The organism is Streptomyces sp. LaBMicrA B280, from assembly GCF_049222185.1.
GTDB classification, from domain to species: Bacteria; Actinomycetota; Actinomycetes; order Streptomycetales; family Streptomycetaceae; genus Streptomyces; species Streptomyces murinus.
Genome location: NZ_JBMJCT010000001.1, coordinates 89,530 through 104,308, shown reverse-complemented (window position 1 = coordinate 104,308; position 14,779 = coordinate 89,530). Strand labels below are relative to the sequence as shown.

At 75.1% G+C, this 14,779-nt stretch carries 12 protein-coding genes and 1 pseudogene; 9 read left to right on the top strand and 4 right to left on the bottom strand.

From position 1 onward, the window contains the following. Positions 1-24: 24 nt before the first annotated feature. Positions 25-1,587: an FAD-dependent oxidoreductase gene (locus tag ACLF5H_RS00455; RefSeq protein WP_421674057.1), complete on the top strand. Its 1,563-nt coding sequence runs from the start codon at positions 25-27 to the stop codon at positions 1,585-1,587. A gap of 90 nt (positions 1,588-1,677) precedes the next feature. Further along, positions 1,678-2,532: a polysaccharide deacetylase family protein gene (locus ACLF5H_RS00450; protein WP_421674056.1), complete on the top strand. Its 855-nt coding sequence runs from the start codon at positions 1,678-1,680 to the stop codon at positions 2,530-2,532. Between the two features lie 3 nt (positions 2,533-2,535). On the opposite strand, the pseudogene ACLF5H_RS00445 reads toward ACLF5H_RS00450, so the two are convergent. Together ACLF5H_RS00445 and ACLF5H_RS00440 are read right to left on the bottom strand one after the other, a co-directional pair. Continuing rightward, positions 2,536-3,223, bottom strand: a pseudogene (locus tag ACLF5H_RS00445) (ABC transporter). Next, the gene (locus ACLF5H_RS00440; protein WP_421674055.1) at positions 3,220-4,098 is read right to left on the bottom strand and encodes an ABC transporter ATP-binding protein; all 879 of its coding nucleotides are present in this window, start codon (positions 4,096-4,098) and stop codon (positions 3,220-3,222) included. Before ACLF5H_RS00440 ends, ACLF5H_RS00445 begins: the two are co-directional and overlap by 4 nt. A 154-nt stretch (positions 4,099-4,252) precedes the next feature. On the opposite strand from ACLF5H_RS00440, the gene ACLF5H_RS00435 reads away from it, so the two are divergent. The 5 genes from ACLF5H_RS00435 (at position 4,253) to ACLF5H_RS00415 (ending at position 10,217) form a co-directional block, all read left to right on the top strand. Next, the gene (locus ACLF5H_RS00435; RefSeq protein WP_421674054.1) at positions 4,253-4,957 is read left to right on the top strand and encodes a peptidyl-tRNA hydrolase; all 705 of its coding nucleotides are present in this window, start codon (positions 4,253-4,255) and stop codon (positions 4,955-4,957) included. Position 4,958: 1 nt separating this feature from the next. Next, positions 4,959-6,203: an MFS transporter gene (locus ACLF5H_RS00430; protein WP_421674053.1), complete on the top strand. Its 1,245-nt coding sequence runs from the start codon at positions 4,959-4,961 to the stop codon at positions 6,201-6,203. A 128-nt stretch (positions 6,204-6,331) separates the two neighbouring features. Further along, positions 6,332-7,645 (top strand): DUF692 domain-containing protein, encoded by a 1,314-nt coding sequence (locus tag ACLF5H_RS00425; RefSeq protein ID WP_421674052.1) that lies wholly within the window; start codon positions 6,332-6,334, stop codon positions 7,643-7,645. Between the two features lie 64 nt (positions 7,646-7,709). Next, a complete protein-coding gene (locus tag ACLF5H_RS00420; protein WP_421674051.1) occupies positions 7,710-8,492 on the top strand; it encodes a TIGR04222 domain-containing membrane protein in 783 nt (260 codons plus the stop codon). 108 nt (positions 8,493-8,600) lie between these two features. Then, positions 8,601-10,217 (top strand): alpha/beta hydrolase, encoded by a 1,617-nt coding sequence (locus ACLF5H_RS00415; RefSeq protein WP_421674050.1) that lies wholly within the window; start codon positions 8,601-8,603, stop codon positions 10,215-10,217. Positions 10,218-10,220: 3 nt separating this feature from the next. Here the strand turns inward: ACLF5H_RS00415 and hemQ are convergent, their stop codons facing one another. Beyond that, entirely contained in the window at positions 10,221-10,952 is a 732-nt protein-coding gene (hemQ, locus tag ACLF5H_RS00410; protein ID WP_086812596.1) for a hydrogen peroxide-dependent heme synthase, read from the bottom strand. A gap of 5 nt (positions 10,953-10,957) precedes the next feature. Further along, complete coding sequence (gene hemG / locus ACLF5H_RS00405) at positions 10,958-12,412, bottom strand: protoporphyrinogen oxidase (protein ID WP_421674049.1); 1,455 nt, start codon at positions 12,410-12,412, stop codon at positions 10,958-10,960. 89 nt (positions 12,413-12,501) lie between these two features. On the opposite strand from hemG, the gene ACLF5H_RS00400 reads away from it, so the two are divergent. Further along, positions 12,502-13,887 carry an FAD-dependent oxidoreductase gene (locus ACLF5H_RS00400; protein WP_421674048.1) on the top strand — a complete coding sequence of 462 codons (1,386 nt, stop codon included), beginning with the start codon at positions 12,502-12,504 and terminating at the stop codon, positions 13,885-13,887. A 63-nt stretch (positions 13,888-13,950) separates the two neighbouring features. Further along, complete coding sequence (locus tag ACLF5H_RS00395; protein ID WP_421674047.1) at positions 13,951-14,778, top strand: rhomboid family intramembrane serine protease; 828 nt, start codon at positions 13,951-13,953, stop codon at positions 14,776-14,778. The last annotated feature ends 1 nt before the right edge of the window (position 14,779 follow it).

The window sequence follows — 14,779 nt, the reverse complement described above, 5'->3', positions numbered from 1 at the left end:
CCCGGCCAGGGGTACCCGGCGGCCATGCGCAAGGTCACCGAGTCGTACTGGCTGGACACCGCACCCGGTCCCGCCCACCCCGCTCTCACCGAGGACATCGAGGCCGACGCGGCCGTGATCGGCGCCGGGATGGCCGGGCTGAGCACCGCGTACGAGCTGGCCAGGGCCGGGCTGCGGGTCGTCGTACTGGAGGCGGGCCGGGTGGCGGCCGGGGTCACCGGCTACACCACGGCCAAGCTGACCGCCCAGCACACCCTGGTCTACGACCGGCTGCGGCGCACCCGCGGGCCCGAGGGGGCGCGGCTGTACGCCCGTTCGCAGTCGGAGGCGATCGCGCACGCGGCGGACCTGGTGGCCGAGCTCGGCGTCGACTGCGAGTGGGAGACCCGGGACGCGTACACCTATGTCCGGGGCCCGGAGCGGGTGGACGAGGTGCGGGCGGAGGCGCGGGCCGCGCGGGAGGCGGGCCTGGACGCGTCGTTCACCACGGAGACCGGGCTGCCGTTCCCGGTGGCGGGCGCGGTGCGGGTGCGGGGGCAGGCGCAGTACCACCCGGTGAAATACCTGCGGGCGCTCACCGCGGACCTGATCGCGCGCGGCGGCCGGGTGTACGAGGGCACCCGGGTCGTCGGCCTGGACGAGGGCGGCGCCTCGGGGCCCCGCACGCTGACGACCGAGTCGGGCCGTACCGTCACCGCCCGGGACGTCGTCGTGGCCACGCACTACCCGGTGTTCGACCGTGCCCTGCTGTTCGCCCGGCTGCAGCCGCGCCGCGAACTGGTCGTCGCCGGGCCGCTGGGCGACGGGCCCGACCCCGGGGGCATGTACATCACCCCCGAGGAGAACACCCGTTCGGTGCGGACCGCGCCGGGCGACGGCGGGCGGCTGCTCGTGGTCACCGGGGAGCACTTCACGCCGGGGACCGGCGATCCGGGCGCGGCTCTCGACGGGCTCGCCGGGTGGGCCGAGCGACACTTTCCCGGGGTGCGCCTCGACCGTGCCTGGGCCACCCAGGACAACGACGCCACCGACACCGTTCCGCTGGTCGGCCCGCTGCACCCGGGCGCCCGGCACACCTATGTGGCCACGGGCTTCGGCGGCTGGGGGCTGAGCGGCGGCATCATGGCCGGGCTGCTGCTGACCGCGCTGATCACCGGCCGGGACAGCCCCTGGCGTGAGCTGTACGACCCCCGGCGCCTGAAGTCGGTGGTGCGCGAGGCGCCCGCGCTGCTCAGGGCGCAGGCCGAGGTGGCCCGGCACTTCGTCGGCGACCGGCTGAAGCCGCCCGTCGGCCTCGACGACCTGGCACCGGGCGACGGCGCGCTGGTCCGGGCCGGTGAGCAGCGGCTCGCCGTGCACCGCGACGACGCGGGCGCGCTGCACGCCGTCTCGGCCCGCTGCACCCATCTGGGCTGCCTGGTCGCCTTCAACCGCGCCGAACGCGCCTGGGAATGCCCCTGCCACGGCTCCCGCTTCGATGTCGACGGGCGGGTGCTCCAGGGGCCCGCGGTACGGCCGTTGGAGCAGCGGGACCTCGAATCGACCCCGGTCACGACGGCGGACGACCCCGAGCAGGACGCCGAGTGACCCCTGAGCGGACCGCCGCGCGGGTGACCGTACCGCCGCGCCACGGGACATATCGCCATACAAACGATCAAACAGTCCTACGTTCGTACGGTGATCCCACTAGTACGCCGTATGACCGCCATTTGTGCCCTGGGCGCGGCTCTCGCCGCCTGCGGAACCGCGGGTCCCACGGGCAGCACCCGCCCGGCCCCGGCCAAGTCCCCCGTGTCCGCCTCCCCGTCCGCCACCCGCCCGCCCGTGCTCACCCCGGGTCCCGGCGGCCTCACCCCGGTCTTCGAGCACGGCCCGCGCGACAAGGGCAAGATCGTGGCGTTCAGCTTCGACGCCGACATGACCGCCGACGAGGGGCCCCGCGCCGCCCGCGGCGAGCGCTTCGACAACCCCGGTCTGATCGGCGCCCTGCACACGCTGAAGGTGCCCGCGACCATCTTCATGACCGGCCGCTGGGCCGAGGAGTACCCGGACGAGGCCCGCAGTCTCGGGGGTGACCCGCAGTTCGAGGTCGCCAACCACTCCTACAGCCACTACGCGTTCACCCCGAGCTGCTACGGCCTGCCGACCATGGACGCGGACCACGCCCGTGCGGACGTCGAGCGGGCCTACACCGCCTTCCGCAAGGCGGGGCTGCGCAACGCGCTGCCGTACTTCCGCTTCCCCGGCGGCTGTTACGACCAGCGGTCGCTGCGCGCGCTCAGCGGGCTCGGGGTGACCGCGATCCAGTGGGACGTGGTGAGCGGGGACGCGTTCGCCACGGACGCCGACGCGGTGGCCAAGCAGGTGCTGGACGGGGTGCGGCCCGGCTCGGTGGTCATCATGCACTGCACCCGCAGCGCCGCCCCGACCACGGAGCAGGTCGTCCGCACCGTCGTGCCGGAGCTGCGCAAGCGCGGCTACCGGTTCGTGAAGGTCTCCCAGATGATCGCCGCGAGCCAGGGCCACCGCTGACGCTCAGGGTGTCCTGCGGGCGGTGAACGCGCAGGCCGCGGCGAAGGCCGCGGCCGTGAGCAGGGCCGCCCCGGCCAGCGGCAGCAGCGGCACCGGCACCCGGCCGGACCGCGAACCGGTGACCAGGCCGCTGACCGCGGCCTGGGCCGGGGACCCCCCGCCCACTGGAGCCCCCGAGCACCGTCGCCAGCAGCGCGCCGAGCAGCATCGCGGGCACCGCGCGCCCGGCGGAGCGCAGCAGCGGCCAGTGGGTGAGCGCGCCGACGGCCGCGCCGAGCAGCGCACAGGCGTACGCGGCCGCGAGACCGGCCGCGCCGGCGCCCAGGCGATCCACCCTGACCTGGGCGCCGTTGCTCGCCGGGTCGCTGATCAGGGTGACGACGAGCGTCGCCGCCGTACCGAGGACGGCCGCCGCGAGCAGCGCCGTCAGCAGACAGGCGAGGTGCGCCCGCGCGGGTCCGTGCGGCGCGGCCACGACGGCACGGGCGGCGGGCGGCTCCCCGGTGACGCAGATCCGCACCAGCCAGGCGGCCACCGGCAGCAGCCCGGCGGCCGCGTACCCGAGCGAGTCCAGCACCGGCTGCCCGCCCTGCACCCCGACCCCGAGGAACGCGGCGTACAGGATCAGCGGAGCCGGCCAGCGCTGCGAGCGCAGCAGCAGTTCGACGTGGTACCGCAGGAGTGCGCTCATACCCGGCTCCGGGGGTCGAGGGGTGGCTCGGCGTTGTCGGCGGGTGGTGCGACGCTGACGATGTGCCAGGGCGGGCGGGTCGCGAGGAGGGTGCGCAGCAGGACGTCGGAGTGGGAGGCGGGGACGGTCAGCCGGTGCCGGCCGGGGCCGGTCCGCTCGGCGTCGGTCACGAGCCGTGCCGCGTCGGGCGGCAGCTGCCCACCGCCTCGCACCACGATGACGGCGAGCGCCCCGGCGGCCGGACCGCCGCCGCCCGTAGGGGCCTTGAGCCCGCCGTCGGCCACGGTATATGTCGCGTCCGGCGCCCCCGCGAGCCGTCGCGGGTCGTGGTCCACGAAGACGACGGCGCCGCCCGCCGCGGTCCGCTCGGCCACCGCCCGCTCCAGCTCGTCCCGCGCGTCCGCGTCGAGCCCGGTCCACGCCTCGTCCAGGACCAGCAGCTCGGGGTCCGCGAGCAGCGCCTGCGCGACGGCGATCTTCTGGCTGCTTCCCTTGGACAGCCGCGCCATCGGCGTCCCCGCGTACGCGGCCGCCCCGAACCGCTCCAGCCAGGCCCCGGCGGCGCGGGCGGCGGACGCGCGGGACAGCCCGTGGACGGTGCCGAGCCGGGTCAGGTATCCGGCGGCCGTGAAGGGCAGCGCGGACGGGAACCGCTCCGGTACGTAGGCCGTGCGGGGGCGGCCGGTGATCCGGCCCTCGGTGGGCGCGTCGAGCCGGGCGAGCAGGCGCAGCAGGGTCGACTTCCCGGTGCCGTTCGCCCCCTCTATCCGGGTCAGGGTGCCGGGGGCGATGGTGAGGTCGACGCCTCGTAACACCCAGGGGCCGCGGACGCCGTAGCGGCGGCCCACGGCGGTCAGTCGCAGGTCACGGTGCATGGGCCCATTCTTCTTCAGACGGCCCGCCGGGCGGGGACGGTCCTCGCGATACCCGACGCCCGTTGCGCGGCGCGTGTCCGGGGCGCGCGTTCCGGGGCGCGTGTCCGGGGCGCGCGTTGATCGGCGCGCGTGCGGCTTCGTAGGGTGGCCCCTCGTGAGCGATGTTCCGATCCCCGCCGACAGTCCCCTTCCGTCCCCGCGCGACGAGGCCCCGCAGTACGTGCTGCCCCTCGTCGTCCGCCTCGAACGCGATGCGCCGCCCGCCCGTACCGACGCCCTGGAGACGTCCGCGCGGGCGGTCCTGACGCTGCTCGGCGACGAACGGGCCCGCGGCGACGGCGAGTGGGCCGAGGCCGTACGGAACTGGGAGGACGCCCGGATCCGCAAGGTGGTCCGGCGGGCCCGGGGGGCGGAGTGGCGGCGCGCCGGGACGCTGCCCGGGATCACGGTGACCGGCAGGACCGCGGAGGTACGGGTCTTCCCGCCGATCCCCCTGGACGGCTGGCCCAAGGACCTGGCCAAGCTCCAGGTCTCCGGCACCGAACTGGACGACCCCGAGCCCCCGTCGGACCCCGACCGCACCGCCCCCGTCCTGTGGCTCAACCCGGACCTCGCGATGTCCGCGGGCAAGACCATGGCCCAGACCGGCCACGCCGCCCAACTCGCCTGGTGGGACCTGCCCGACACGGCCCGCACCGCCTGGCGCGCCGCCGGCTACCCCCTCTCCGTCCGCACCGCCACCCCCGCCGAATGGACCCGGCTCACGCACAGCGGGCTGCCGTTGGTCCGCGATGCCGGATTCACGGAGATCGCCCCCGGTTCGTGCACGGTGGTGGCGGATCATCCGGCGCTGCGCTGACATGGGGACCGCGACCGCATCACCGGACACCGTCGGCACGCCCTTGCGGAACCCCGCCTTCCGGCGGTTCGTGGCGGCGAATCTCGTCTCGGCGACCGGGTCCGCGATGGCGCCGCTCGCGCTCGCGTACTCGGTGATCGAGGAGGGCGGCGGGGCCGGGTCGCTGGGGGTCGTGCTCGCGGTGAACACCGTGCCCACCATCCTGTTCCTGCTCATGGGCGGCCTGTTCGCGGATCGGTGGTCGCGCAGCCGGATCCTGTTCCTGGGGAATCTGGTGGCGGCGGGCGCGCAGGGGGCGCTGGCCCTCACCGTGGCCACGGGGCATGCGACGACGGTGTCGATCGCGGCGTGCGGCTTCGTGTCGGGCACGGCGGCGTCGTTCATCGTGCCCGCCACCCAGGGTGCCGTCGCGCAGATCGTCCCCGCGAAACACCTCCAGCGGGCCAACGCGCTGCTCAGGCTGCCGAGCAACGCGGTGAAGGTGCTGGGCCCGGTCGCCGGGGGCTTCGTCGTCGCCCTGAGCGGCGCGGCCTGGGCGCTGGCCTGGGACGCCGGCACGTTCGCCGTCGCCGCCGTCCTGCTGCTGGGCCTGCGCCTGGCCGCGGCGCCCGCCGCGGCCCGCGGTGTCCTGGCCGACCTGCGGGCCGGCTGGACGGGGTTCTGGTCGCGTACCTGGCTGTGGACCTACACGGCCGCCGGGACCGTCCTCGTCGCCGCGTGGCTGGCGGGCTTCCAGCTCCTCGGCCCGCTCGTCGCCGCCCGCCGGTACGCCGGGGCACGCGACTGGGGCCTGGTCCAGGCGGCCTTCTCCTGCGGGCTGCTGGCCGGAACCCTGGTGTGTCTGCGGTGGCGGCCGTACCGGCTGCTGGCGGTCGCGGTCGTCGCGGGCGGCGGGCTCGCGCTTCCGCTGGCGGCCATGGCCTGGGGTCTGCCGCTGCCGCTCGTCCTCGTGGCCGCCTTCCTCGCGGGGGTCGGGCTCGATGTCGCGATCGTCGCCTGGACCACCGCGTTCCAGCAGCATGTGCCCTCGGCGGAGCAGGGCCGCATGAGCGCGTTCAACGGTGTCGGCGAACGGCTCGCCATCCCCCTCGGCTATCTCGTCACCGCCCTCGCGGTGCACGCGTGGAGCGGCCAGGGGGTGCTCCTGGCCTGCGCCGCGCTGATCGTCGCGGCGACCGTGCTCAACCTCTGCGTCCCGGATCTGCACCGCGTCAACCGCGTCCCCCGGGAGGCCGACCCGGCCTGAAGCCCGACCCGGTGGGAAGCCCGGCGCGAACCTCAAATGTTGCTCTGAAGGCGGCCGGAGGGGGTTCGGGGCGGGCCGCCGGGGTCATGTACGACGCGTGCGCCGGGGGGCGAGGAGGGGGACAGGTCATGGGGAGACTGGGGACGGGGATCGGCTGGCGGCCGGAGATCGCCGAGGCCGTGGAGCGGATGCCCGGGATCGACTGGGTGGAGGTCGTGGCGGAGAACGTCTGCCCCGGCCATCTCCCCGCGTCGCTGGTGCGGTTGCGGGAGCGCGGGGTGACCGTGGTCCCGCACGGTGTCTCCCTCGGGCTCGGCGGCGCGCGGCGGCCCGACGCCGGACGGCTCACGGCGCTCGCCGAACGCGCCCAGGCGCTCGGGTCGCCGCTGGTCACTGAGCACATCGCGTTCGTCCGGGCGGGCGGCGCGCTCACCGCGTCGCCGCCGCTGGAGGCGGGCCATCTGCTGCCGGTGCCGCGCACCCGGGACGCGCTCGACGTGCTCTGCGAGAACGTGCGCATCGCCCAGGACGCGCTGCCGGTGCCGCTCGCCGTGGAGAACATCGCCGCGCTGTTCTCCTGGCCGGACGAGGAGCTGACCGAGGGGCAGTTCCTGTACGAGCTGGCCGAGCGGACCGGCGTACGGCTGCTGATCGACGTGGCCAACCTGCACACCAACCATGTCAACCGCGGCGAGGACCCGGCCGAGGCGCTGGACGGGCTGCCGCTGGAGGCGATCGCCTACGTCCATGTCGCGGGCGGCGTCGAGCGCGACGGCGTGTGGCACGACAGCCACGCGCACCCGGTGCCGGGCGCGGTGCTCGGCATCCTCGCCGACCTCGCCGCCCGGGCCGCCCCGCCCGGCGTGCTGCTGGAACGCGACGAGAACTTCCCCGAACCGGCCGAGCTGGAGCGCGAGTTGGCGGCGATCCGGAAGGTGGTGGAGGGCGGACGGCAGGCAACGGCCACGGCGCGGCCCGCCGCACCGGCGCGCACGGACTCCGGAGACACCGAGGACACCGGGGGCGCCCGGCAGCGGCTCGGGGTCGCGCAGGCCGCCGTGCTGTCCTCGCTGGTGGCCGGGACGCCCGTGCCCGAGGGGTTCGACCGGGCACGGCTGGGGGTGCAGGCGCGAGCGCTCGCGGCGAAGCGGGCGGACGTGGTGGCGAAGGTGGCGCCGGAGCTGCCGGTACTGCTGGGGGCGTCGTACCGGGAGGCGTTCCTGGAGTACGCGCGGGAGCGGCCGATGCGCGCGGGGTACCGGCGGGACGCGCTGGACTTCGCCGGGTTCCTGCTGGACGGAGACCGGACGGATCTCCCGAGGCGGGAGCTGCGGGAGTGGTGGCTGGACCGCTCCGGCCCGGCCCCGCGGCGACGGGTGGCGCGGGCGGCCCGCCGGGTGCTGCTGGGGCGCGCCCGGAACGCGCCGTCCGTACGCGCCTGAAGCGCACCGTCCGCATGTGAAAAATCCTGGCGCCGACCGCCACCCCTGACATACAAAACACCTCATGTTCTGGCTCCTCCTCCTGCTCCCCGCCTGGGCGTTCACCGCCACGGCCTGCGTCCGTCTCTGTCTCGCGGCGATGCGCGCCGCAGCCGCGGACCCGGACCCCGCGGGAGTGCTCGGAGAGCCTGATCTGAGCCTGTACGAGGCCGCGTTCCTGTCCGGTGGGCCCCAGCGCGTCGCCGATGTCACCCTCCTGTCCATGGCCCGCCAGCGGCGCCTGCACCTCGCCCACACCGGCTGGGCCACCGTCGTCGACCCGCTCGGCCGGGACGAGATCGAGCGGTCCGTCATCGGGGCGATCGGCCCCGAGGGCCAGTCCCGCATCGCGCCCGTGCGGACCCGCGCCGCCCGCGCCGACGCCGTACGACGCCTCGCCGACCGCCTCGTGCGCAGCGGCCTCGCCGTCCCCGACGCCGGGGGCCTCACCATCGGCGCGGCCGTGCGCCAGGTCCGCGCCGCCGCGCTCGCGGTGGCGGTCCTCGCCGTCGCCGCGCTGCTGCTGCCCCTTGAGGCCGACACCTCACGGCTGATGGTCGGCCTGTGGTTCCTGCTGCCGTTCACGCTGTCGCTGAGCTGTCTGGCCATAGCCCGCTTCGAGGTGCACCCGTACTCGCCGTGGGCCTCCGCCGCCGGGCAGCGGGTGCTGGGCGCGCTGCTGCGGCGGCGGCGCTCCGGGGACGAGCCGTCGTTCCTCACCTCCGTCGCGCTGCGCGGCATCCGCGCGATCGGCGAACCGGAGCTGCGCGCGGCCTTCGCCCACCGCGACGCGCCACACCGGGAGTAGGGGGCGCATCGGAGCGCGGGCGCCGACACCCGCCGGGCGGTGCTTGCCTTCCCCGGCGGCGGGACGAAACATCCCTGGTGTCCGCCTCGGTGACCGAAGGGATGCCGGATGAAAGCCGCAGCCGTCCACTCGGCCGCCGTCTCGCTGCTGCTGACCGCCCTGGCCACCGCCCCGGTGGGCGCCACGCCGCGCCTGCCCGGCGTGCCGTTCCCCTCCGGCGCCGCCGAACTGCGCGGCACGATCGTCGCCGCCCTCCGCGCCCGTGCCACCGGCCCGCGCTACGGCGCCTGCGACCCCGCCGAGGTGCCGCCCGTCCCGCACGCCCCGGCCGGTCTGCGCTGCGGCACCGTCTCCGTCCCCCTGGACTACGCCCACCCGGACGGCAAGCAGATCGCGCTCACCGTCAGCCGGGCCCCGGCCACCGGCGAGGACGGCCAGCGCACGGTCTCCCGGCAGGGCGCCCTCGTCTACGACCCGGGCGGCCCCGGCGCCTCCGGCATGTACTTCGCGCTGGCCGGCACCCTGCCCGCCTGGAAGCGGATCGCCGCCGCGTACGACCTGGTCGGCTACGCCCCGCGCGGGGTGGGCCGCTCCGCGCCGCTGTCCTGCGAGGACCCGAAGCGGTTCGGCAAGGCGCCCACCCTCGCGCCGACCCGGCCCTCGGAGTCGTACAAACGTGAGCGCGTGGCGGAGGCGAAGGCGTACGCCCGCGGCTGCGCCCGGCGCTCGGGCCCCGGGCTGCGCTTCTTCAACTCCCTGAACAACGCGCGGGACCTGGACGTCCTGCGGGCCGCACTGGGCGAGGACCGGCTGACGTTCCTCGGCGCGTCGTACGGCACGTACTACGGCTCGCTGTACGCGGCGATGTTCCCCTCCCATGTGCGCCGGATGGTGCTGGACGCGGCGGTGAACCCGGATCCGGAGCAGATCTGGTATCGCGGCAACCTCAACCAGTCGGCCGCGTTCGAGCGGCGCTGGGCGGACCTCCGGGACTGGATCGCCCGGCACGACGACGTGTACCGCCTCGGCGCCACGCCGCGGAAGGTGCAGGGGAGTTACGACACCGCCGCCGCGCGGCTCGCCCGGAGACCGGCGGGCGGGAAGGTCGGGCCGGGCCAGTTGCAGAACGCGTTCCTGACGGCCGGCTACTACGACTCCGCCTGGCCGAGCCGCGCCGCCGCCCTCTCCGCCTATCTGCACGGCAACCCGAAACCGCTGGCCCAACTGGCCTCCCCGGATCCCGGATCGGCGACCGCGGCGGAGAACGGCACCGCCGTGTACACCGCCGTCGAGTGCAATGACGCGCCCTGGCCCACGCGTTGGGCGGTGTGGGACCGGGACAACACCCGGCTGGCCCGCGTCGCGCCCTTCGAGACCTGGGACAACGCGTGGATGAACCTGCCCTGCGCGTACTGGCCGGCGCCCCGGCAGCGGCCCCTGGACGTGCGCACCGAGCCCGGCGCGCTGCCCCCGGTGCTGATCCTGGCGGCCGAACGGGACGCGGCCGCGCCGTACTCGGGGGCCCTGGAGATGAACCGGCGGCTGGCCGGCTCCCTGCTGGTGACCGAGCGCGGCGCGGGCACGCACGGCATCGGCGGCGGCCCCAACAAATGCGTCAACGCCTACATGGACGACTATCTGCTGACGGGCCGCCTCCCGGCGCGGAACGCGTCCTGCGCGCCCCGCGCCGAACCCGTCCCCGGCCGGGGACGGACCGCGGGCTGAGTCTTACGCCAGCCCCGCCACCAGGTCCGCCACGTCCTTGCGGCGGCCTGTGTAGAACGGGACCTCCTCGCGGACATGCATCCGGGCCTCGGAGCCGCGCAGATGGCGCATGAGGTCGACGATGCGGGACAGGTCGTTCGCCTCGAAGGCGAGGATCCACTCGTAGTCGCCCAGCGAGAACGAGGCGACCGTGTTGGCGCGCACGTCCGGGTAACCGCGGGCCATCTTGCCGTGGTCGGCGAGCATCCGGCGGCGGTCCTCGTCGGGCAGCAGGTACCAGTCGTACGAGCGCACGAAGGGGTAGACGCTCACATAGTCGCGGGGCGTCTCGTCGGCGAGGAACGCCGGGATGTGCGAGCGGTTGAACTCGGCCGGGCGGTGCAGCGCCATGTTGGACCACACCGGCTCCAGCGCGCGGCCCAGCCTGGTGCGGCGGAACAGGCTGTACGCCTCCTGGAGCTGGTCGCTGGTCTCCGCGTGCCACCAGATCATCACATCGGCGTCGGCCCGCATACCGGACAGGTCGTACGTGCCGCGGATCGTCACGTCCTTGGCGGCGAGCTGGTCGAACAGCTCCTGGACCTCGTCGGCGTAGCCCGCGCGGTCGGCCGGCAGCACGTCCTTCAGCTTGAAGACCGACCACAGGGTGTAGCGGATGACATCGTTCAGGTCCTTGGCCAGCTTGCCCTTGTTGGGGATCCTGCCGGACTCGGTGGTGGGGGCGTCGTCACTCATGGTTCCTATTCTCCTGCTCCGCCGTGAAGGCTCTGCACCGGGTGGGCCGTCAGCTCCTCGGCCCCGCGCGGATCACCGGACAGCTGATCCACGGCCGCGTTCGCGCTCGCGATACACGCGGGGATGCCCACGCCGTCGTACTGCGCGCCGCAGACCGCGAGGCCCGGAAGCTTGGCGATGTGCTCGCGGATCCGGGCCACCCGGCCGTGGTGCCCGACCGGGTACTGCGGCAGCCCGTCGGTCCAGCGGGTGACCCGGGTCTCGACGGGCGCGGCCCCGATGCCGACGGCCTCGCGGAGGTCCTGCCGGGAGACCTCCACCAGGTCGGCGTCGTCCCGGCCGAGGACCGCCGTCTCGCCGTACCGCCCGACCGAGGTGCGCAGCACGACCGTGTCCGGGTCCTGCTCGGCGATCCAGCCCCACTTCTGGGAGGCGAACGTGGCGGCCTTGATGGTGCGTCCGTCGACCGGCGGCACCAGGAAGCCGCTGCCCTCGGGCAGGTCCAGGTCGGCGCGCCGGTAGGCGAGGGTGATCAGGGCCATCGAGGCGTACTCGACGGCGGCCAGTTCGGCGGCGGCGGCCGGGGACTCGGGGCGCAGCAGCCGGGCGGCGGCGGGGGCGGGTACGGCGACCACCACGGCGTCGGCGTGCAGCTGCCGCCCGGCCGCGGTGATCCGCCAGCCGCCCGTGGGGTCCCGGCGCAGCTCGGTGACGGGCGCCTCGGTGCGGATCTCGCCGCCGCGCGCCCGGACGGACTCGGCGACGGCGAGCGGCAGGGTGCCCACGCCGCCCTCGATGCCCATGAACACGGGCCCGCTCTGCTGATGGGCGGCGGCCTTGGCCTGGATCTCGCGGACGCCCTCGGTCAGGGAGGCGTGCGCGCGGGCGGCCTGGAAGAGCTGGGGGACGGCGGAGCGCATCGAGATGCGGTACGCGTCGCCCGCGTAGACCCCGCCGAGCAGGGGTTCGACGAGGCGGTCCACGACCTCGCGGCCGAGGCGCGCCGCCACGTACTCCCCCACCGCCACGTCGTCGCCGACCTCGGTGCGGGGCAGCACGGCGTCCTGTTCGATGCGGGCCAGGCCGTCCGCGGACAGGACTCCGGTGAGGGCGGCGGCGGTGCCGGGCACGCCCATCACATGGCCCTTGGGCATGGGGCGCAGCGCGCCGCGGGTCCAGATCGCGGCGCCCGCGACCGCCGGGGGCCGCAGCCGGCCGTCCAGGCCGACCTCGCGGGCGAGGGCCACGGCCTCGGGGCGGCGGGCGAGCATCGACTCGGCGCCGAGGTCGACCCGGACGCCCGCGATCTCGCCGGGCAGCAGCTTGCCGCCGACCCGCTCGGACGCTTCGAGGACCGTCACCCGCGCGCCGCGCTCCAGCAGCCGGTGGGCGGCGGCAAGACCGGCGACACCGGCTCCGATGACGACGGCGTGCCCCGAACTCGTACCCGTTGCGCTCATGGTCCCCACTCTCTCAGACCCCACTGACAGCGCTGACAGGGCCGTAGGTCCCGCGTCGCGCGGCGGCCGGGACCCTCTAGCGTGTCCTCATGAGCATGCATCAGGGGCGGGAGCGGCTGGTCGTCGTCGGCGGGGACGCGGCGGGCATGTCGGCGGCGTCGCAGGCGCGGCGGCGGAAGGGGCCCGAGGAGCTGGAGATCGTGGCGTTCGAGCGCGGTCACTTCACCTCGTTCTCGGCGTGCGGCATCCCCTACTGGGTGGGCGGCGCGGTCCCCGAGCGGGACGACCTGATCGCCCGCACCCCCGAGGAGCACCGCGCCCGAGACATCGACCTGCGGCTGCGCACCGAGGTCACCGAGCTGGACGTGGCGGGGCGGCGGGTCCGCGCGCGGGACGTGGATTCCGGCGCCGCGTCATGGGTGTCGTACGACAAGCTGGTGATCGCCACGGGGGCCCTTCCGGTCCGCCCGGAGCTGCCGGGCGCGGACGCCCCCGGGGTGCACGGCGTGCAGACCCTGGGCGACGGGCAGGCGCTGATCGACACGCTGGCCCGGGCGAAGGGCCGGCGCGCGGTGGTCGTGGGCGCCGGGTACATCGGCGTGGAGATGGCCGAGGCGCTGATCGACCGGGGCTTCGAGGTGACGGTCGTCAACCGCGGCGAGCAGCCCATGTCGACCCTCGATCCGGACATGGGCCGCCTGGTGCACCGCGCCATGGAGGGCCTCGGCATCACCATGGTGAACGGCACCGAGGTCACCAAGATCCTCACCGGCGCGGACGGCCGGGTCCGCGCGGTGGCCACCCGGCACGCCGAGTACCCGGCCGACGTGGTGGTCCTCGGCATCGGCGTCCGCCCCGAGACCGCCCTCGCGCGCGCCGCCGGGCTGCCGCTCGGCGCCCACGGCGGGCTGCTCACCGACCTGGCCATGCGGGTGCGCGGCCACGAGAACATCTGGGCGGGCGGCGACTGCGTGGAGGTGCTGAACCTGGTCTCGGGGCAGGAGCAGTACGTCCCGCTGGGCACCCACGCCAACAAGCACGGCCAGGTCATCGGCACCAACGCGGGCGGCGGTTACGCGACCTTCCCGGGTGTGGTCGGTACGGCGGTCAGCAAGGTCTGCGACCTGGAGATCGCCCGCACCGGTCTGCGCGAGAAGGACGCGCGCCGGGTGGGCCTGGAGTTCGAGGCGGTCACCATCGAGTCGACCAGCCGGGCCGGCTACTACCCGGGTGCCTCCCCGATGACCGTCAAGATGCTCGCCGAACGCCGCACCGGGCGGCTCCTCGGCGTGCAGATCGTGGGGCGGGAGGGCGCGGCCAAGCGGGTGGACATCGCGGCGGTGGCGCTGACCGCGCGGCTGACGGTGGAGCAGATGACCGCCCTGGACCTCGGCTACGCGCCGCCGTTCTCACCGGTGTGGGACCCGGTCCTGGTGGCCGCGCGCAAGGCGGCGCGGCAGGTGCACGGGAGCTGACCGGCGCCCGGCCGCCCGCCGGTCCACCCGGTTGGGCGCGGGCTCGCCGGGCACTACTCCTTCGTGGTCATCCCCGTCCATGACATCAATCCGGTGCGCCGCACCCCCTGGGTGACGTACGCGCTGATCGCCGCGAACGTCCTGGTGTTCCTGTCGACGCCCGGCATGCCCGGCTCGCTGACCGGCGGCGAGAACCTGGCGCAGCTGTGCCATCTGGAAGCCTTCATGGACCGCTTCGCGGCGGTCCCGAGCGAGCTGATCCACGGCCGGGTCCCGCATCTGGTGCCGACCGGCCAGGTGGGCGTCGGCCCGCACGGCCCGGGGTGTGTGGTGGCCCCGCGCGGCTTTCACAAGTCGCCGCCGCTGTCGGTGTTCACGGCGATGTTCGTGCACGGCAGCTGGCTGCACCTGCTGGGCAACATGCTGTTCCTGCTGATCTTCGGCAACAACGTCGAGGACCGGATGGGCCACATCCGCTTCTTCGTCTTCTACCTCGTCTGCGGCTACGCGGCCGGATACGGCTTCGCGCTGCTGAACGCCGGTTCGGGCGACCCGCTGATCGGCGCGTCGGGCGCGATCGCCGGGGTGCTCGGCGCCTACATCGTGCTGTGGCCGAGGGCCCGGGTCTGGGTGCTGGTGCCGTTCCTGGTGTTCCTGCCGCTGCGGCTGCCGGCCTGGCTGGTGCTGGGCTTCTGGTTCGTGCTCCAGGCCGTGTACTCGTCCGGGCAGGGGGTCTCCGGCGCGGGGACGGTGGCGTACGTCGCGCACGTGATCGGCTTCCTGGTGGGCCTGCTCATCGCCCTGCCGCTGAAGCCCGGCACCCCGCCCCCGCCGGAGCCGCCCGGCCTGCTGTTCGGCAGGCGCGCGCGGCCCTACTACCAGAACTGGTGAG